The organism is Stenotrophomonas sp. 17(2023), assembly GCF_030345315.1.
Lineage (GTDB): Bacteria > Pseudomonadota > Gammaproteobacteria > Xanthomonadales > Xanthomonadaceae > Stenotrophomonas > Stenotrophomonas acidaminiphila.
Window position 1 is genome coordinate 2,849,969 of the sequence record NZ_CP128405.1, and the last position, 19,642, is coordinate 2,869,610.

Consider the following 19,642-nt stretch of genomic DNA (forward strand, 5'->3'; position numbering starts at 1 on the left):
GGCACGCTGGCCGGCACCTGGCCGCAGGCAGCCGGCAGCACGGCGCCCGCCCCGGCCCGGCCAACCGTCAGCCCCGCCTGCCCGCAACCACCGGCGCGGCCCCGGCAGCCCCCACGCCCGGCCTCACGACCGGCGGCCGTTTGGTGCGCCGCACCAGCAGCCGGCGTAGAATGGCGTCCCTCTGTCAAACGCACGATTCGGAGCAGCGCATGGGTCTGGAACTCGTTTCCGCGGGCAAGAACCCCCCGGAAGAAATCAACGTCATCATCGAGATTCCGAAGGACTCGGAGCCGGTGAAGTACGAAGTGGACAAGGAATCGGGCGCGATCTTCGTCGACCGCATCCTCTCCACGCCGATGCGCTACCCCTGCAACTACGGCTATGTCCCCAGCACCCTGTGCGGCGATGGCGACCCGGCCGACGTGCTGGTGGTGCTGCCGCTGCCGCTGGTGCCCGGTTCGGTGGTGCGTTGCCGCCCGGTCGGCGTGCTGAAGATGAGCGACGAGGCCGGCAGCGACGAGAAGATCCTGGCCGTGCCGGTGGCGAAGATCTTCAGCGGCTACGGCCACGTCGAGGACATCGCCCAGGTGTCCAGCCACTGGCTGGAACGCATCGGCCACTTCTTCGAGCACTACAAGGACCTGGAAAAGGGCAAGTGGGTCAAGATCGAAGGCTGGGGTGACGCCGCCGAGGCCAAGCGCATCCTGGTCCAGGCGCACGAAGCCTTCGTCGCCCAGCAGGACTGAGTCACGCCGGCGGCGGTGCCACGCCGCGCCGCCGCCAGCGACGACCATCACGTTTCATCCGCGGGGTGCATGACCTTGGCGGGGTGTTCCGTTACATTGGCAGGCCGGTTTTCCGGCCTGTTCCAGTTGCGGCCGGACGGTTCCATTGGGGGAAATGTCTTGCGTATCCTGCTAGTCGGCGACGAAGCCAGCCTGTCGGCCGAACTCCTCGAGTACATCACCGACCTGGGCGAGGACTGGCAGGTCCAGACCGCTCCGGACGGCAATGCCGCCATCGCCACGGTAGCGTCCAGCCCCATCGACGCCGTCATCGTCGCCCCGGCGCTGCCCGACCTCACGCCCGCCACCCTGCTCGGCCAGATCCGCACCCTGCGCCCGGAGACGATCCGCATCGCGCTGATCGAAGCCGCGCACAGCCAGCGCGCGCCCTCGGCCCGCATCATCGGCGTGGCGCACCGCTTCCTGCCGCTGCCGCTGTCGCCCGAGGTGCTGCTGGAGGCGCTGACCAGCCTGGAAGAGCTGCGCGACCTGCTGGACAGCCCGCGCCTGCGCGCGGCCATCGGCCGCATCGAGAAACTGCCGTCGCCGCCGCACCTGTACCTGAGCCTGATGCATGCGCTGGAGGAGGACGAGAACAGCGATGCCAGCGATATCGCCAAGCTGGTGTCGGCCGACCCGGCCATCGCCGCCAAGGTGCTGCAGCTGTCCAACTCCGCCTTCTTCAACACTGGCCGGGCGATTTCCGACCTGCGCGGCGCGGTGACCCGGCTGGGCCTGTCCACGCTGCGCGACCTGGTGCTCGCCAGCGAGGTTTTCTCGGTGCCGTCGGTGTCCCCGGCCGAGCGCAACGCACTGCAGGCACGCGCGCTGACCGCATCGCGCCTGGCCGCCAGGATGCTCCCGTCCTCCAGCGCCGAGCTGGGCTCGACTGCTGCCCTGCTGGCCGATATCGGCCTGCTGTTGCCCGGCGTGCGCGACGCGCGCGAGCCGGCGGCCGAGGGCGACGACCGCCCGGGCCACGACGAGGCCGGCGCCTACCTGCTGGGGCTGTGGGGCCTGCCGATGCCGATCATCGAAGCGGTCGCGTTCCACCTGCAGCCGCAGCGTTCGAACGTACGCAGCTTCTGGGTCACCGGCGCCGTGCACGTGGCAACGGCACTGGCCAGCGGCAACCCGGTGGACGAACAGTACCTGGAACGCACCGCGGTGCTGCCGCGGCTCGAAGGCTGGCGCGAGATGGCCAGCGACCTCGCCGGGCTGTCCGACATCGCCTGAGGCGGGATCTCCCCCCGCCTTGCCTGGAACGGCCGCACCCGATGCGGCCGTTTCCGTTTGCGTGTCCATCAGCCGAACCTGCGCGGCCATGGCCCTCGTAGCGATCCGTGCGCACGCAGCGGCGCGACCACAGCCGCCGGCGGATGACGCACCCTGCCGGCGCGCCGCCATCGTCCGCATGCGGACACCCGCACAAAAGAAGAAGGGCGGGCCTTGCGGCCCGCCCTTCTTCATGCTGCACAGAACTTCGATGGATCAGAAGCGCTGGGTGTACTTCATGTAGATGAAGCGACCGATGTCGAAGCCGCCGTAGTAGGCGAAATCGCTGTTCGGTGCCGAGTACTGCAGCGAGCCACGGTGGTTGAACACGTTGTTCGCACCGAGGGCGATGGTGGCATTCCACGGTGCCTTGTAGTTGACCTGCAGGTCGTGGAAGGTGTTGGAACCGGTGCTGCGCAGCGGCTCCCACTCGCCATTGGCGTAACGGTCGGACAGGTCGCACCAGCCGTCAGCCAGGCTGACGCAGCCTTCCTTCATGCCCGAGTAGTAACGCGCGGTGTAGGTGGCACCGAAGCTGCCGTACTCCCAGTTCACGCCCAGGTTCGAACGCACGCGGAAGATGCCCGGGCTGCCGACGTTGCCGATGATGATCTTGTCGCCGGCCTTGTTCTGGCCGACTTCATCGTACTTGGCGGTGTAGGTGGTCTGCCAATCCAGCGAGATCTGGCCGATGGCCAGTTCCGGCAGGCGGTACTTGACGCCCAGGTCGTAGCCTTCGGTCTCCATCTGGCCCAGGTTGGCCAGGCCGTAGAACATCTCGGTGATGTGACCATCGGCGGCACGCACGATACCGGCGCAACGGCTGCTGTTGCCCAGCACGTAGCAGTCGCGCAGGATGCGGTCGACGCTGTCGGAGATGATCATGTCGTTGATCTGGTAGTTGTACCAGTCAAGCGAGATGTCCAGGCCCTGCACCCAGCGCGGGCTCCACACCAGACCGACGGTCTTGCTGGTGGAGGTTTCCGGCTTGAGGTTCGGGTTGGAACCGGAGATGAACTGGTCCGGGGTCGCGCACGGCCAGGTGGTGCACGGAATCAGGCCCTGACCCAGCTGCTTGTAGTCCGGAGCGACGCCCGCGGCGGTGCAGGCGGCATTGCCGGCGACGCTGCCGGCCACGCCGACCGAGCACGGATCGGTGTACTTCTCGAAGCTGGAACCCAGGCCGCCGTACATGTTGTCGACCGACGGCGCACGGAAGCCCTGGGCGTAGGTACCGCGGACCAGCAGCTCATCGAGCGGACGCCAGGTGACGCCGAACTTGCCGTTCATGGTGCCGCCGAAGTTGCTGTAGTCCGAGTAACGGCCGGCGACGTTGACGGTCAGTTCCTTGGCGAAGGCCATGTCGGCCAGCACCGGGATGTTCAGTTCGAGGTAGACCTCGTCCAGCTCGTACTTGCCGTTGGTGGTGGTCTGGCCCAGGCCGGTGTACTCGCCGGACTGCATGAAGGCGTCCGGCACGAAGCGGCCTTCTTCCTCGCGGTGTTCGACGCCGATGGCGAAGCCCAGGTCACCCGCCGGCAGGGTCATGATCGAACCGGCCAGGTCAGCGGTGAACGAGGTGGTCTTGGTCACGCCGGTGGTGGTGAAGGACGGGAACAGGAAGTTCTGCAGGTCCTTGTTGTCCAGCGAACCGGGGCCGGCGACGCCGGCCGGCAGCAGCGGGTTCCACGCATAGCAGCCTTCGATCGGCTTGGCAGCGGTGCCGCAGCGGGCAACGCCGTTGGCGTCGATGAACGACGGGCCCAGCGCCTGGCGCGCGGCGATCAGGCTCATGTCGCCGTGGTTGGTCTTGGTCGACTCGTTGCGGTTGAACAGCGCACCGACGTTCCAGTCGAACGACTTGTCGGCGAACTCGAAGAAGCCGCTGATGGTCGGCGCAAAGCGCAGGGTCTTGAGCTTGCTTTCGGTGGTACGCGGCATTTCCCACAGACGGCGGCGGAACTCGACGTCCTGGCCGATCGGGTTGAACGCACTGTCGGCCGACAGCGGGGTGCCGAACGACTGCGACTGGTACGGGTAGCCGGCGATCTGCTGATCGGTGGTGCGCTCGTTGTACAGGATGTCCGCGTTGAACGAGACGTTGTCGGTGAAATCGTAGTTGCCGTTCACGTAGACCGACTTACGCTCAATGCCGGTCTGCAGCATCATCTGCTGGTTGGCGTTGGCGTACTCGGCCGGGGTGATCGGGTGGTAGTCGTTCGGGTTGGTCGGATCGCCACCCGGATTCAGCGTCTGCCAGATCGGGGTCTTGTCCTTGGTCGGCTTGCAGTCGCCGAACACGCGCGGATCGCACCACACGCCGTTCGGACCGATCGGGCTCAGGTCAGCGGGGGTGGTGTTGGGACCCTTGCCGCCGTCGCGGGAGAACCAGCGGTCCTTGGCCATCACCGGGTCCTGCTTCGAGTACTCGGCGGACAGGGTGATGCCACCACGCTCGCCTTCCGAACCCATGGTGAAGGAGTACTGGTTGGTTTCACCGTCGCCCTCGCCGTACTGGCCCAGGTAGACCTGCGCTTCGGCCCCGTCGAACCGCTTGCGGGTGATCACGTTGACCACGCCGGCGATGGCGTCGGAACCGTAGATGGCCGAGGCGCCGTCCTTCAGGACTTCAATGCGCTCGATGGCCGACATCGGGATCTGGCTCAGATCCTGGTAACCACCCGTGGTGGCGCCCAGGCGCTTGCCGTTCATCAGCACCAGGGTGCGGTTGGCGCCCAGGTTGCGGATGTCGATGTAGTAGCCACCCACGTTCTCGCCCGAAGCCAGGGCTTCGGAACGGGAGATTGCCGGCGAACCCGCCGAGGTCATGTTCTGCAGTACGTCGGCGACCGAGGTGTAGCCCTGCTTTTCCAGGTTTTCACGGGTCAGGGTCAGGATCGGCTGCTGCGTCTCCATGTTGGCGCCGCGGATGCGCGAACCGGTGACTTCCAGGCGGTCCAGGGTGGTGGCGCCGGCAGCGGCGTCCTGCGCCGAAGCGAACGCAGGAGTCAGCGCAATGGCAATGCCAGCCGGGAGCAGGCCCAACCGCACGGCGGGAGTACGAAAATTCATCAATCTCTCCGATTACGTTAGTGGTGCGTTAAAACACCCCCGAACGTTACGTTCGTACCGAAGCCATGGGTTTGCGCGAAGCAGTCGCAGACTTTGCCGATTGTGGCGGAAGGCCGGCACAGACCGCCTCGCGGTAACGGCTTGCCGGGACCCCGAAACGGGCGCGGAAGGCGCGGGCGAAACTGCAGCAGTTGTCAAAACCGCTGGCCGCGGCGACTTCGCTGATCATCATGTCGGTATCGCGCAGCAGCATGGCCGCACGCTCCAGGCGCAGGCGCGCGGACAGCGACTGCGGGCTTTCCTCGTACAGGCACTGGAAGGTCTTGGACAGGTACCAGCTGGAGAAGTTGGTCAGCTCGGCCAGCTCGCCGATGCGCACCACGCGGTGGCTGTTGCCCTCCAGGTACATGCGCGCGCGCTGCATGCGGCTGAACACCTGGCGCTTGCGCAGGCGCGACCGTCCCGGGCAGCGCTGCACGCCCTCGGAATAGTCCCGCTGCAGCGACGCCACGTGCAGCAGCAGCGGGCGCAGGACATGCGAGCCCGGCTCCCTGGCCTGCGCCTCGCGCCACAGGTGCAGCGCCGTGCGCGCCTCGGCACGGCTCATGAGGCCATGCCCGGCGTACAGCCCGCTGTCGGCCAGGTCGCCCAGGGTACGCAGCGCATTGGCATCCAGCGCCACGCCGATGCACAGCCCGTCGCGGCTGGCCTGGATCAGCGGCCGCGAGTCCTTCTCGAACGCGATCCATTCACGCTGGCGCAGGCGGAAGCGGCCTTCCCTGGATTCGACCCAGGCGCTGCCGCGCAACTGCATCCACACGGTGAATACGGTTCCCGAGGTCTGCAGGCTGCCCAGGCGGGCCACCCCCACGCAGTTCGGACGCGGACCGTCCTCGGGCTGCTTCTCGAACGAAACCGACTGACCGCGATCGACCCAGGCCACCTGTCGCATGACTCACCATCATTTGCCTTCAATGGCCGATGGTTTTGCCAACTCTGGCGGCAGCAGTCAGGAAGTTACGACGATAACCTTCCGAATTCTTCCGGAACCGCGGACGAAGAAATCACGAATCCGGTTTTCCCAATACCGGCAACCACTTGAGCACGCCGAGCGATGGCCGCGAAGCGCTCTCCGGCACTGGCATGATGCCGATGTCGGTGCCATCGGAAACCGCCAGCGCCACATACACCGCATCACCATCGGGAGCTACGCTGAAGCCATTGGTGGCGCTGGCTGCCCACGCCTCCAGACAGCGTGACGGCTGCGACTGGTCGAGCCGGCTCAGCTGCACCGCGCAGCCGCCGTCCTGGCGCAGATAGGCCACCGCGCCCTCGGCACCGAGGGCCCAGGTGCGGAAGCGCCAGCGGGTCGGCACTTCCCCGCTGAGCTCGCGAAAGCTGGCCTGCGAGAGGGCGGCATCGGCCGACCACAGGCCGCCCTCCGCCAGCCGGGTGAACAACACCCGCTGCGTGGCGCGGTCGTAGCGCACCTGCGACGCACCGGGCACCTGCGCAAGGCGCCGCCAGCGGTCGCCGCCACGGTCGAACAACGACAGCGTGACCAGCCCGTCATCCTCGCTGCCGATCACGAAGACCAGGTTGGCAGTGGGGCCGTAGACGGCCTGCAACGGTTCGCCGACGGGAACCGGCAGGCGCTTCCACTGCCCCTGCTCGGGCGTCACCTCGTAGATGCCCGGTCGCCCATCATCATCGCGCCCGCTGACCAGCACCTGCTGGCTGTCGGCCAACCAGTCCGGCGACTGACGTGCTTCCGGGCGAAAGCCCTCCACAGGGCGCAGCGAATCGTGCTGCCCCAGGCGTGCCCACCACAGCGCGAATGCGCCGGAGCGGTTGGAGGTGAACACCAGTTGCTGGCCATCGGGCGCGATCATCGGCTGCGCATCGCGCCCCATCGACGCGAACAGCCGCTCCTTGCGCTCGGGATGATCGAGCGGTACCCGGAACAGGCCGAACTGCGGTGCGCGGTGCACGAAGGCAAGCAGCTTGCCCATGCCGGCCACGCTCGGGCTCTGCGCATCGTCCACGCCCAGGTCCTTCAACAGGCCCGAACGCAGGTCCACCTGGTACAGCCGGGACTCGCTGTCGATCCGCCGTCCGAACACGATGGCGTGCTCGTCCAGCCAGGCCCAGCCACGCATCTCCGCACTGCCGCTGGTGATGCGGCGGGCACCGCCGCCGTCGGCGGCCATCACCCACACCCCGCCCACCTGCGGGTTACGGATGAATCCAAGCTGGTGGCCGCTGGGCGAATAGCGCGGTGCATAGTCGAAATCGCCTTCGCCGCGTTCGTAATCCAGCGCCGTCCAGCGCCCGGTTGCCAGGTCCAGGGTACGGATGCCGGGCGCGCCATGGCGGCCGGTCATCGAGCCGAACACCAATCCGCGCCCGTCGGGCATCCAGCTGAAGCTCAGCATCTCGGCGCCATCGCACGCGGTGGCGCGGCGCGCACTGCCGCCGGTGGCGCCGACCACCAGGACCTCGCAGCTGCCATCGGCACGAAAACGTGCGAACGCGATCTCGCGCCCGTCCGGCGACCATGCCGGGAACCTGTCCTTGGCCCCGGCGGGTGCCTTCACCAGCGTCGCCGAGGTAGTGCTGCCGGTACTCTGCACCTTGAGCGTGGAGCCCCCATCGCTTTCGTCGGCAAACGCCACCAGTGCGCCGTCGGGCGACAACGCCGGGAACGTCCCGAACCCCTGTCTTGCGGTGATCAGGCGGTAGGGCCGCTGCGGACTGCCGACCACGCCGGTGCCGTCGGCCGTGGCCGCGTCCAGCGCACTCTCGGGCGCCGGGCGCTGCCACAGCAACCAGGCCATCGTCAGCGAACTGAACAGCAACAGCAGCCCCGCCGCCAGCAGCAGCCTGCGGCGTGCCCGGCGCCAGAATCCGCTGCGCGGGGGTGCCGCGGCGCTGGAGAACTCAACGACCGGCGCCGGCCCGGCCGCAGCCACCGCGCTTCCGTCAGGTTCCTGCGCCTGCGCACCGACCGCCGACGCTTCCCGCTCATCCTCCGGTTCCCATGCCACAGGGGCGCGCAGGCGATAGCCGGTCTTGGCGATCGTCTCGATGTACTCCTGTCCCTGCGGGAACGCACCGCCGGCAGACAACGCCTTGCGCAGCTGGGTCACCGCCTGGGTCAGTACGTCGTTGGTCGGCAGGGTATCGGGCCATACCTGGGCGAACAGCTCGTCGCGGGTCACCACATTGCCGGCACCGCGCGCCAGCACCAGCAGCACGCCGATCGCCTTGGGGGTGAGCCGCACGCTGCGACGGGCACCGGGCGCATGCACCTCGCGCGACGGCAGGACGATCAGGCAATCGCCGATATGCAGGCGTTCAATGTTGGAAAGATCGCTGTCGATGGGTTCCATGCCGGTCAGGGAGTAAATCGCTGGAGGGCATCGTCCTGTGCCCGCCCCCTGGTGGTGATGCCGCCAGTGAACCGCCAAATTCCGCAAATGGCGTCAACGCTATGAGCAAATGTTTCAAGGCGCGCGGATATTAGCCTATGGCAGTTACCCGTGTACCCACGCGGGACGACATCAGGCCCTCTCTCGCCGACGCAACGCACATAATCCGCTTCAGAATTCGCGCCCCCGGGCGCGTTTTTTTTATCTTCCGTTCATCCTTTGGCCAGCACGGGCCCAGGGTCGACACGCCGCAAACCCATGGGATCGCAGCGTATCCGGCCATCGACGCATCGCCACGCCATCTCCACGCAATCGCCGTCGGCGCACGCGATTCAACTAGCTGAAGAAAACCTAAAGATGCGTTCACGGCGCGAACCGCGACAGGCGCGTGATGCAGGCACGTCGTCGCTGGACGACGCGCCTGCACCCGGGCAACGCGGCATGCATGTGCCGTGCCCGGCGCATCCTCACTCGACGCGGTACACCTGCGCGCCCTGGTCGCGGAACGCCTTGGACATCTCCTCCATTCCCGCCTCGAGCGCCCGGGTGTCATCCAGTCCGTGCTCGGCGGCGTAGTCGCGCACGTCCTGGGTGATCTTCATCGAGCAGAAGTGCGGACCGCACATCGAGCAGAAATGGGCGAGCTTGTGCGCGTCCTTGGGCAGGGTCTCGTCATGGAACTCCTGCGCCTTTTCCGGATCCAGGCCGAGGTGGAACTGGTCCTGCCAGCGGAACTCGAAGCGGGCCTTGGACAGCGCGTTGTCGCGGACCTGGGCACCGGGGTGGCCCTTGGCCAGATCGGCCGCATGCGCGGCGATCTTGTAGGCCATGATCCCATCGCGCACATCCTGGCGGTTCGGCAGCCCGAGGTGTTCCTTCGGCGTGACGTAGCAGAGCATCGCGGTGCCGTACCAGCCGATCATCGCCGCACCGATCGCGCTGGTGATGTGGTCGTAGCCCGGTGCGATGTCGGTGGTCAGCGGGCCGAGGGTGTAGAACGGCGCCTCGCCGCACTCGCGCAGCTGCTTGTCCATGTTTTCCCTGATCAACTGCATCGGCACGTGGCCGGGACCTTCGATCATGGTCTGCACGTCGTGCTTCCAGGCGACCCTGGTCAGTTCGCCCAGCGTTTCCAGCTCGCCGAACTGCGCCGCGTCGTTGGCATCGGCGATGCACCCGGGGCGCAGGCCATCGCCCAGCGAGAAGGCCACGTCATAAGCCTTCATGATTTCGCAGATATCCTCGAAATGGGTGTAGAGGAAGTTCTCCCTGTGGTGCGCCAGGCACCACTTGGCCATGATCGAGCCGCCGCGCGAAACAATGCCGGTGGTGCGCTTCGCGGTCAGCGGCACGTAGCGCAGCAGCACGCCGGCGTGGATCGTGAAGTAGTCCACGCCCTGCTCGGCCTGCTCGATCAGGGTGTCGCGGAAGATCTCCCAGGTCAGTTCCTCGGCGCGGCCATCGACCTTCTCCAGCGCCTGGTAGATCGGCACCGTGCCGATCGGCACCGGCGCGTTGCGGATGATCCACTCGCGGGTCTCATGGATGTGCTTGCCGGTGCTGAGGTCCATCACCGTGTCGCCGCCCCAGCGGATCGCCCACACCAGCTTCTCCACCTCCCCGGCGATGCCCGAGGACACCGCACTGTTGCCGATGTTGGCGTTGATCTTGGTGAGGAAGTTGCGACCGATGATCATCGGCTCGCTTTCCGGGTGGTTGATGTTGCAGGGCAGGATCGCGCGGCCGCGGGCGATTTCGTCACGCACGAACTCGGGGGTGATGCGGGGCGGGATGGCGGCGCCGAAGTGCTCGCCCGGGTGCTGCTTCAGCAGATGCGCTTCGTGCACCGCCTCCAGTCGCTGGTTCTCGCGGATCGCAACGAACTCCATCTCCGGGGTGATGATGCCGCGACGCGCGTAGTGCATCTGGGTGACGTTGGCGCCGGCGCGCGCACGGCGCGGCAGGCTGCGCGCGGGAAAGCGCACCGCGTCGAGCGCCGGATCACGCTCGCGGCCACGGCCGAACGCCGAACCGAGCTGCTCCACGCATTCGCTGTCGCCGCGCTCCTCGATCCATGCGCTGCGCAGCGCCGGCAGGCCGGCGCACAGGTCGATCCGCACGTCCGGATCGGTGTACGGGCCGGACGTGTCGTACACGGTGACCGGCGGGTTGTGCTCGCCGCCGAACAGGGTGGGCGTGCGGGTCAGCACGATCTCGCGCATCGGCACACGCAGGTCCGGGCGCGTGCCGGGCACGTGGATCTTGCGTGAGCCGGGGATCGGCTGCGTGACCGATCCGGATAGTTGCTGTGCCTGCTGCTGCAGGGCGGAAAGCGGTGCATTCATCGGGCGTCGTCCTGTTGGAGGCCCGCGCGGATGCACGGGCCGGACGAAGCGAAGGCGCACTGCCGCCAGCCCATGGACGCACCTTGGGCAGGCATCCACGCGACGGGGCAATGCGAAGCTTCCCTACGCCGGTATCAACCGGATCAGGTTCCAAGGGACTGTCTCAACCGTGGCGACATGGCCGCGGTACCCCCGCTTCGGGCGGCATTAGAACATGAAGCGGTCACATGGGTGGAAAACCCGGCCGATGCGTGGCCATGCCCGTTCCGGCGCGGCGGGCCGGGGCCACTAACGGAATCGTGACATCGCATTCAGTAGGATGCGCCGCTGCCGCATTCATGCAGCCCCGTGCCGCCATGCCGGCACCGCCTCTTCCGCGCCTGTTCGTGGCCGGTTCCGCTGCAAGCCCTGGCTCGCTCCCCCATCCCCAGATCGGAGAAGCTCCTCCATGGTGTTTCGTGTTTCCATCGCGCTGGTCGCCGTACTGGTGCTGCTGGCCGGCATCGCTCCCGGCCCGTTCAACGACGTGGTGCAGACCGCGCTGGCCGAGGTCGTGCGCAGCGTCGGCTGGCTGTACCTGCTGATCGTGTTCCTGACGTTGAGCTTCCTGCTGTATCTGGCGTTCGGCCGCTTCGGCAACCTGCGCATCGGTGGCGAGGACGCCGAACCGGACTTCTCCCGCGCCAGCTGGCTGGCGATGCTGTTCGCCACCGGCATGGGCATCGGCCTGGTGTTCTGGGGCGCGGCCGAGCCGATCTCGCATTTCGCCACGCCGCCCGAGGGGCTGGCGCCGCAGAGCGTGGACGCGGCGCGTGCGGCGATGCGCTACGCATTCTTCCACTGGGGCCTGCACCCATGGGCGATCTACGCGCTGATCGGGCTGGCGATGGCCTGGTTCCAGTACAACCGCAACGGCCGCGGCCTGGTCAGCGACATGCTGCAGCCGCTGATCGGCCGCCATCACCGCGGCGCCATCGGCCACGCGGTCAACATCGCCGCGGTCGTGGCCACCGCGATCGGCGTGGCCACCACGCTGGGCTTCGGCACCATCCAGATCGCCGCCGGCCTGCAGCGCGTGTTCGGCATCACCGCCAGCGTTACCGTGCAGCTGGTCATCATCGCCACCGCCTTCGTGCTGTACATGGCCTCGACCCTGAGCGGCGTGGACCGCGGCATCAAGTGGTTGTCCAACTGCAACCTGCTGCTGGCGGCACTGCTGCTGGCCGCGGTGCTGGTGCTGGGCCCGAGCGGCTTCATCTTCGACACCTTCACCACCACGCTCGGCGCCTACCTCAACCAGCTTGTGACGATGAGCCTGCGCATGTCGCCGTTCTCCGGCAGCACCTGGGTGGCCGACTGGACGATCTTCTACTGGGCCTGGTGGATCGCGTGGGCGCCGTTCGTGGGCGCGTTCATCGCCCGCGTGTCGCGTGGGCGCAGCGTGCGCGAGTTCGTGGTCGGCGTGGTGCTGGCGCCGACACTGCTCGGCTTCCTGTGGTTCTCGGTGTTCGGCGGCAGCGCGCTGTGGGCGCAGCTCACCGGCCATGCCGACCTGCTGCAGGCGCTGGGCAACGGCTACGAGACGGTACTGTTCGCGCTGTTCGACAGCCTGCCCGGCGGCGTGCTGTTGTCGGCGGTGGCGCTGGTGCTGCTGGTGATCTTCTTCGTCACCTCGGCCGACTCGGCGGTGCTGGTGCTGGCCAGCATGTCCACCGACGAGGCCGGCGACCCGCCGCCGGCGCGCAAGGCGGTATGGGGCGTGGCCGTGGCGCTGATCGCCGCGGTCCTGCTGCTGGCCGGCGGGCTGGACGCGCTGCAGGGCATGATCACGATTGCCGCCCTGCCGTTCGCGCTGCTGATGGTGGTGGTGATGGTCTGCCTGTACCGCGTGCTGGACCTGGAATACCAGCTCGAGCGGCGCCGCGCGCAGCGCGCGCGGCATGCCGTGCAGGCCTGGATCGAACGCGAGATGGCCGCGCAGGACGACGCCCGCACCGCGGCGCGGGCACCGGAGCACGACTGACGCCCTGCCCCGGCGACGCGCGCGGCGGGCGCCTCAGTAGCCCGCCGCCTGGCCGTCCTTGCGGCTTTCCGACGCACCGTAGTACACGCCGGTCACCGGGTCGCGCATGATCGCCTGGTAGCCACCGTACGGGCCATCGGCGAACACCACGCGGTGGCCCTTGCGCATCAGCGCGCGGATGGTCTCGTAGGGAAACCCGGTCTCCAGGTTGACCTCGCCGCCATCGCGCATCGCCGTGCCCTGCCCGGTCGGCTCGGTGGAACCCTCGTGCTGGATGCGCGGCGCGTCGCCGGCTTCCTGCAGGTTCATGCCGAAGTCCACCAGGTTCATCACGATCTGCGCATGGCCCTGCGGCTGCATCGCCCCGCCCATCACGCCGAAGCTGGCGAACGGCTTGCCGTCGCGGGTGATGAAGGCCGGGATGATGGTCTGGAACGGACGCTTGCCCGGCGCATAGCCGTTGGGATGGTTGTCCTGCAGCACGAACATCTCGCCGCGGTCCTGCAGGATGAAGCCCAGCCCCGGCGGCGCCATGCCGCTGCCCATGCCGCGGTAGTTGGACTGGATCAGCGAGACCATCATGCCGTCGGCATCGGCCACGGTCATGTAGATGGTGTCGCCCTCCTCCAGTTGCTTCGGCGTACCCGGTTGCGCCTCCTTCAGCGCCGAGTCCATCGAGATCAGCGCGCGCCGCCGGGCGGCATAGTCCTTGGACACCAGCCGCTCTACCGGCGCCGGCGAGAATGCCGGATCGGCGTAGAAGCGCGCGCGATCGGCGAACGCCAGCTTCTTGGCCTCGACGAACAGGTGCACGTGCTCGGGCGAGCCGAACGGGATCTTCGTGAAGTCGTAGCCTTCCAGGATGTTGAGGATCTGCAGCGCGGCGATGCCCTGGCTGTTGGGCGGCAGTTCCCACACGTCGTAGCCGCGGTAATTGCTGCTCACCGGCTCGACCCATTCGCCATGGTGGCCGGCCATGTCCTCATAGGAAAGGAAACCGCCGTTGGCCTTGAAATAGGCGTCGATGGTGCGGGCGATTTCGCCCTTGTAGAACGCGTCGCGGCCGCCGTCGGCGATCTTCTGCAGGGTGTCGGCAAGGTTCGGGTTGCGCCACAGCTCGCCCTTGCGCGGCGCCCGGCCGTCGACGGTGAACTGTTCCTTGAAGCCGGGGTAATGCGACAGGCGCGGCACCGAGCGGTCCCAGTAGTACGCGATCACCTCGGCCACCGGGTGGCCGTCGCGCGCATAGCGGATGGCCGGAGCCAGGTTGTCGGCCATTGGTTTGCGTCCGAAGCGCGCGTGCAGCGCGAACCAGCCATCGACCGCACCCGGCACCGACACCGGCAGCGGCCCGGTGGCCGGGATCTCCTTGAGCCCGCGGCGCTGGAACTCGGCCAGGGTGAGCGACTTCGGCGAGCGGCCCGAGCCGTTGTAGCCATGCAGCTTCTGCGTCTTGGGGTCCCACACGATGGCGAACAGGTCGCCACCGATGCCGTTGCCGGTCGGCTCCATCAGGCCGAGCGCGGCGTTGGCGGCGATCGCCGCGTCCACCGCCGAGCCGCCGGATTTCATCACGTCCAGCGCGATCTGCGTGGCCAGCGGCTGCGAAGTCGCGGCCATCGCATGCGGCGCGATCACTTCCGAACGGGTGGCAAAGCCCGGCCCGGTGATGCGGTCGGCGGCATGCAGGGCAGGAATGGCAAGACAGGACAGCAGCAACAGCGGCAAGCGTTTCATCGGCGGAACCGGCAACCAGGACGGATGCCGACGATAACCGGGCCACCGCTGCCTGCGCATGTGCCACCCCATACGCCACCGTGTCCACATCCAGGCATCGCGCCCCGCGCGGCGCGGGTACAGCATCCGCCGCTGCACGCAGGATGACCGGCGCGGTGCTCTTACGTTCCTCTTACGTCGGTGCCCTATCACGTTGCCCCGAAACAACACACGCCTGCCGGTGCCCGCTGCACCGGTGGGCAGCGCAGGTTTCCATCAAAGGGGCAATCCAATGCAAATGTCTTCCCAGCGCCGCCAGGGCGGCTTCACCCTCGTCGAGATGGCCGTGGTGCTGGTCATCATCGGCGTGATCATCGGCGCGGTCATGATCGGCCGCGACGTGCAGCGCAACGCCGAGTACACCCGCATCAAGCAGAAGTTCGTCGACCAGTGGGTGGTCACCTACAACAGCTACCACCAGCGCTACGGCGCGCCGATCGGCGACAACCAGTCCGCGCCGCAGCTGATGGTCAATGGCAGCCACTTCACCGGCTTCTCCGGCGGCGACATGAGCCAGAACGCCACCGAACCGGCGCTGATCTGCTCCGGCACCGATGCGCTGCCGACCAGCAACGGCCTGACCCGCACCCGCGAGGGCGACACCGGCTTCGACCTGCGTGACCTGGTGCGCAAGGCCGGCATCACCCTGCCGCCAGGCCGCGGCGAGGGCAAGGAAGACCGCTACGCCTACCTGGACACCAACGGCAACCCGCAGGAAATCCGCGTGTGCTTCGGCTGGAACCGGCCCGGCACGCTGTGGGGCTCGGGCAACTCGATGATCATCACCGGGCTGACCCCGGACCTGGCGCGCGCGCTGGACCAGATGATCGACGGCAAGCCCGACGCCAGCAACGGCGCCTTCCGCCAGGTCGGCATCCAGGCCCGTACCGCCACCGCGTCCGGCGGCGCGACCTCGGCCAACGCCATCGGCGCCGAATGGGGCGGCAACAACACCGGTTCGATGTCCTCGGCCGTCACCGACGGCCAGACCTTCGGCACCGGCACCGACGACGACCAGGTCATGACCGTCGTCGCCAGCTACAAGATGAACCAGTAAGCCGATGCGCCGGCCCTCCCTGCTCGCACGCCTGCGCCACTCGCGCCGCACCTCGCTGCTGCTGTTCGCCGCCACCCTGGCTTCGCTGGTGGTGGCGGCGGTGTGGTTCATCAAGGAACGCTCGGCCCTGGCCGACGCCTACCAGCGCCTGGGCGACCGCAACCAGTTGTTGTCCGAGGCCAAGGTGCGCGAACAGGAGACGCGGCTGCGCGTGGAGCACGCCAACTCCGCGCGCCAGCTGCTGGCCAGCGCCCAGGCCAACGGCCTGGTGCCGGGCGCATGGGGCGAACGCCTGATCAACCTGCGCCAGAGCCAGATGCACCGCGAGGAAGCGCTGCCGCTGCTGGCCACCGTGCAGCGCTCGCCCGACCACCTGTTCGGCGCCGAATCCTTCGAGATCGCCGTCACCCATCCGGACGAGGGGCTGTTCGACCCGCCCGGCAGCCTCGACCGCCGGCCCGCGCCGCTGTCGCTGACCCTGCGCGGCAGCCTGCTGTTCCAGACCGCCGACGACGCCGGCACCCACGGGAATCCCCTGCCATGAGCCTGCTCCACGTCATCCAGCAACAGGGCCACTGGCTGCTGTTCGACGGCGCCACCGTCACCCGCAGCGAGGGCCGCCCGCGGCTGGCCGGCGCTGCGGTGGTGGTCAGTGATTTCGAGAATGCGGTCAGCAACGTCATTTCGCTCGAAGGCAGCCCCGCGCATGCGGTGGCCCTGATCGAACGACGGCTGCGTTCGGACGGCATGATCGACGGCGAAAGCAAGATCCTGATCCACCGCACGCGCAGCATCGGCGCCGGCTACCAGACCCTGTTCACCGCGGTCCCGCTGGACCTGTGGCAGCAGACGTATGCCTGGGCCGAGGCGCAGCCGGACCATTGCCTGCTGATTCCCTTCACCTCGCTGCTGTTCAAGTCGCTCAAGCCGGGCGTGGGGCTGGTACTGCAGTCGGGTCGCCAGGTCAGCGTGCTGGCCGTGCTCAAGCACGACATGATCTACCGCACCGCGCTGGCCTACAGCGAAGACCCGTCGGACATGGCGATGACCGTCGGCGCGCTCGCCGAGCAGTTCGCCGAGGACCTCGGCAACGGCGAGGACAGCCTGGAGCCGCTGGCCCTGCAATGGTGCCCGGTACTGGTGCCGCGCCCGGACGAAGGCCAGCCTTGGAGCGACGACGCACTGCGCGAGGTCTTTGCCGTGCGCAGCGGCCTGCGGGTCGACAGCGTGCCGCTGCGCGTGGTGCGCGACGAGCATGGCAACGAATACCGCAGCGGCATCGGCTGGATCCAGTCCCAGGCCCGGCCGGGCATCGCCATCAACCCGGCATCCAGCCGCCTGGCCTGGAGCGCCGAGTTGCTGTTGCCGATAGCCAGTGCCGCGTCGCTGGTGTTCACCCTGATCCTCGCCGCGCTGGGCGCCCGCTGGGCACTGACCGGCAGCGAGGCCAGCGCCCGTGCCGACCAGGTGGGGACCGAGATCGAGGCGATCGAGCAACGCATCGCCGCGATGCAGGCGCAGCAGGCCATGCCCGAGGGCTTCGCCAGCGTGCAGGCGTTCATCGAACGCGCCACGCGCCTGCATGACGGCGCCGATCCCAGCGCCAGCCTGGCCCAGGTGCGCGATGCCGCCGCCGGGCAGGTGCGCATCCTGCGGGTGAAGCTGGAAGAGCCGCCAGTCGCACCGCGCAATCCCGGCATGCCGGCCGCACCCACCCCGCCGCCGGGCGACTACACGCTGCGCGTGGACGGCGTGGCCGATCCCTGGCGCGGCACGCCGGGAATGCAGGTCCCGGCCTTCGTCGAAGGCCTGCGCCGGGCCGGGTTCGACCCGCAGCCCGTCGACCCGCAGGGCGGTGGCATGAACACCCGTTCGGCCGGTGGCTTCTTCTCCTACCTGCTCAAGCGCCCGTCGGTTCCGGCGGCAGAGGTCCGTCCATGAAGATCAAGTTCATCGCCGCCTTCGCGCTCGTGGTCTGGCTGGCGGTCACCGGCTGGCTGGCGACGATGGTCGTGGTCAAGCCCGCCGTGCTGCAGCTGGGCAACGATGCCGACGAAACCGCCGCCATGGTGGAACTGCGCGGCGCCATCGCCCACAACCAGAAGATGCAGGCGCAGGTCGAACGGCTGCGCCGCAGCGCCCCCATCGGCGACGGCCAGCCCCTGCTGGCCCTGCCGCTGGCCACGCCGCCCGCCAGCGAAGGCGGCCCGTCGTCCGCCCTCGCTGGCGGTGCGGAAACGGCCGTCGCGCACGCCGTCTCGCTGGTGCTGATCACCAATGGCCGCCCCAGTGCGGTCATCGACGGCCAGCGCGTGCAGCGCGGCTCGCGGCTGGCCAGCGGTGCGCGCGTGGACGCCATCGGCCCGGACTGGGTGCGCATCCGCAACGCCGCCGGCGAGCTGGCCACGCTGCCGGTGCCCTCGCCCTATGGCAACGGCACGGGGGAACGTCGATGAACGCCCGCTACAGGAAGCCCCTGCTGTGGGGTGCAGGCCTGATCGCCGGCGGCACCCTGGCGATCCTGGCGGTGCGGCATTTTGGCGGCGACGCCGCGCCCGCCGCCACGGTGGCGGCCGCGGCACAAGCCCAACCGGCCGCCGCCGAACGGCAGGCCGCGCAAGCGGGTGCGGACACGCCGCCGTGGATGCAGGCCGAAGAACCCGCGGCCGCCGGCACCGCCATACAACGCGCCACGGCCACCGCGTCGCCGCCTGCCGCCGCCACGGCCACGGACATCCACCGCTCGCTGGCCGACATCCGCCTGAAGTCCGGCAACAACATGCGCATGGCCGACGACCTGCTGGCCCAGCTCGACCAGCTGGAGAAATCCGGCAAGGCGCCCGCGGACGTGCGCCTGGACGCACTGCGCAACAACCTGCTGATCGCCAAGCGCGCGCAGGCCCTGGCCGTGGAGCTGGCCGAGTCCACGCAGAAGCCGGACAGCCCGGAGCAGCGCCAGCGCAATGCCGCCATCCTGGCCGAACTGCAGCAGATGCAGGGCCAGCTGCGCTACGACGTGGCGCCGGCCAACCTGCCCGCGGCACCGGGCCGGGCGCAGTGACATGCAGCCACGCCACCGCCCCGCACGGCTCGGCCCCGGCACCCGCAGCGGCTTTTCGCTGGTGGAGCTGGCGGTGGTCGTCAGCGTGCTCGGGCTGCTGACCATGACCGCGCTGTCAGCCTTCGACAATCTCGGCCAGGCACGCCGCCACAATGCCGCCCGCGCCCATGCGGAGATCGCACGGCAGGCGCTGCACGCCTTCGCGCTGCGCAACAAGCGGCTGCCCTGCCCCGACCAGTCGAGCACCGGCGACACCGGCTTCGAGGGCAGCAACGGCACCTGCAGCGCCAACGGCAATGTCGGCTGGCTGCCCTATGCCAGCCTCGGGCTGGACGTTCCGGTACGCGGCGAACGCCTGCGTTATGGCGTGCATCGCGGGACCGCCAGCACCGACCTGGTGGTACCGGTACGCGAATCGGCCGACCAGCCCGACCTGGAGTACGCCGGCGGCTTCGGCTCGGCGCTGTCGCGCATCGTCGCCGCCAACACCATCGCCCCGCTGCCCAGCCAGCCGCACTACATCAGTGGCGGCACGCCCACGCAGTGCGCCGGCGGTGGTACCGGCACGCGCATGGTCAACCCCGCCTTCGTGCTGGTGGCCCCGGTCGGCGCGCGCGACGGCGGCAGTGGCGATGCCGCTTTCGATGGCGCCAACAACCGCGCTTTCGCCCAGGGCAACGGCACCTGCGTCACCCCTCCCGACTACCCCGGCGATGAGCGCTACGACGATCTCGTCGTCGCCGAAAGCGCCACCGCCCTGCTCGGCTGGCTGATGGCCACCACGCGCTGACCGCCGATGCCCTTCCCTCTGCCTTCC

General features: G+C 68.5%; 14 protein-coding genes and 1 riboswitch. Of the genes, 9 read left to right on the top strand and 5 right to left on the bottom strand.

The window, feature by feature from the left end; all coding sequences use genetic code 11:
• Positions 1 to 209 precede the first annotated feature (209 nt).
• Both ppa and QQA12_RS12885 read left to right on the top strand, forming a co-directional pair.
• Entirely contained in the window at positions 210 to 746 is a 537-nt protein-coding gene (ppa, locus tag QQA12_RS12880) for an inorganic diphosphatase (protein ID WP_226049505.1), read from the top strand.
• Between the two features lie 159 nt (positions 747 to 905).
• Positions 906 to 2,021 (top strand): HDOD domain-containing protein, encoded by a 1,116-nt coding sequence (locus QQA12_RS12885; RefSeq protein WP_226049506.1) that lies wholly within the window; start codon positions 906 to 908, stop codon positions 2,019 to 2,021.
• Positions 2,022 to 2,276: 255 nt separating this feature from the next.
• Here the strand turns inward: QQA12_RS12885 and QQA12_RS12890 are convergent, their stop codons facing one another.
• From QQA12_RS12890 to thiC, 4 genes are all read right to left on the bottom strand, one after another.
• A complete protein-coding gene (locus QQA12_RS12890) occupies positions 2,277 to 5,132 on the bottom strand; it encodes a TonB-dependent receptor (RefSeq protein ID WP_226049507.1) in 2,856 nt (951 codons plus the stop codon).
• A 46-nt stretch (positions 5,133 to 5,178) separates the two neighbouring features.
• Positions 5,179 to 6,084, bottom strand: a complete 906-nt coding sequence (locus QQA12_RS12895; RefSeq protein WP_056932692.1) for an AraC family transcriptional regulator — start codon at positions 6,082 to 6,084, stop codon at positions 5,179 to 5,181.
• Positions 6,085 to 6,196: 112 nt separating this feature from the next.
• The gene (locus QQA12_RS12900) at positions 6,197 to 8,524 is read right to left on the bottom strand and encodes a winged helix-turn-helix domain-containing protein (protein WP_226049508.1); all 2,328 of its coding nucleotides are present in this window, start codon (positions 8,522 to 8,524) and stop codon (positions 6,197 to 6,199) included.
• A gap of 506 nt (positions 8,525 to 9,030) precedes the next feature.
• Complete coding sequence (gene thiC, locus QQA12_RS12905) at positions 9,031 to 10,908, bottom strand: phosphomethylpyrimidine synthase ThiC (protein ID WP_226049509.1); 1,878 nt, start codon at positions 10,906 to 10,908, stop codon at positions 9,031 to 9,033.
• A 102-nt stretch (positions 10,909 to 11,010) separates the two neighbouring features.
• Positions 11,011 to 11,112, bottom strand: a riboswitch (TPP riboswitch).
• A 244-nt stretch (positions 11,113 to 11,356) separates the two neighbouring features.
• Between thiC and QQA12_RS12910 the strand changes: the two genes are divergently transcribed.
• Positions 11,357 to 12,931, top strand: a complete 1,575-nt coding sequence (locus tag QQA12_RS12910; protein ID WP_226049510.1) for a BCCT family transporter — start codon at positions 11,357 to 11,359, stop codon at positions 12,929 to 12,931.
• Positions 12,932 to 12,964: 33 nt separating this feature from the next.
• Here QQA12_RS12910 and ggt read toward each other — a convergent pair whose 3' ends face one another.
• Positions 12,965 to 14,668, bottom strand: a complete 1,704-nt coding sequence (gene ggt, locus QQA12_RS12915) for a gamma-glutamyltransferase (RefSeq protein ID WP_226049511.1) — start codon at positions 14,666 to 14,668, stop codon at positions 12,965 to 12,967.
• Positions 14,669 to 14,939: 271 nt separating this feature from the next.
• Between ggt and QQA12_RS12920 the strand changes: the two genes are divergently transcribed.
• Genes QQA12_RS12920 through QQA12_RS12945 form a run of 6 tightly spaced genes read left to right on the top strand, consistent with a single transcriptional unit; the run spans position 14,940 to position 19,615 of the window.
• The gene (locus QQA12_RS12920) at positions 14,940 to 15,764 is read left to right on the top strand and encodes a prepilin-type N-terminal cleavage/methylation domain-containing protein (protein ID WP_054667453.1); all 825 of its coding nucleotides are present in this window, start codon (positions 14,940 to 14,942) and stop codon (positions 15,762 to 15,764) included.
• A 4-nt stretch (positions 15,765 to 15,768) separates the two neighbouring features.
• A complete protein-coding gene (locus tag QQA12_RS12925) occupies positions 15,769 to 16,308 on the top strand; it encodes a hypothetical protein (RefSeq protein ID WP_054667455.1) in 540 nt (179 codons plus the stop codon).
• On the top strand, positions 16,305 to 17,705 hold the full coding sequence (locus QQA12_RS12930; RefSeq protein WP_226049512.1) for a hypothetical protein: 1,401 nt from the start codon (positions 16,305 to 16,307) through the stop codon (positions 17,703 to 17,705). Before QQA12_RS12925 ends, QQA12_RS12930 begins: the two co-directional genes overlap by 4 nt.
• Positions 17,702 to 18,220, top strand: coding sequence for a hypothetical protein (locus QQA12_RS12935; RefSeq protein ID WP_054667458.1), 519 nt, complete (start codon positions 17,702 to 17,704; stop codon positions 18,218 to 18,220). The genes QQA12_RS12930 and QQA12_RS12935 overlap by 4 nt, the downstream gene beginning before the upstream one ends.
• Complete coding sequence (locus tag QQA12_RS12940; RefSeq protein ID WP_226049513.1) at positions 18,217 to 18,825, top strand: hypothetical protein; 609 nt, start codon at positions 18,217 to 18,219, stop codon at positions 18,823 to 18,825. Before QQA12_RS12935 ends, QQA12_RS12940 begins: the two co-directional genes overlap by 4 nt.
• A 1-nt stretch (position 18,826) precedes the next feature.
• A complete protein-coding gene (locus QQA12_RS12945; RefSeq protein ID WP_226049514.1) occupies positions 18,827 to 19,615 on the top strand; it encodes a prepilin-type N-terminal cleavage/methylation domain-containing protein in 789 nt (262 codons plus the stop codon).
• The last annotated feature ends 27 nt before the right edge of the window (positions 19,616 to 19,642 follow it).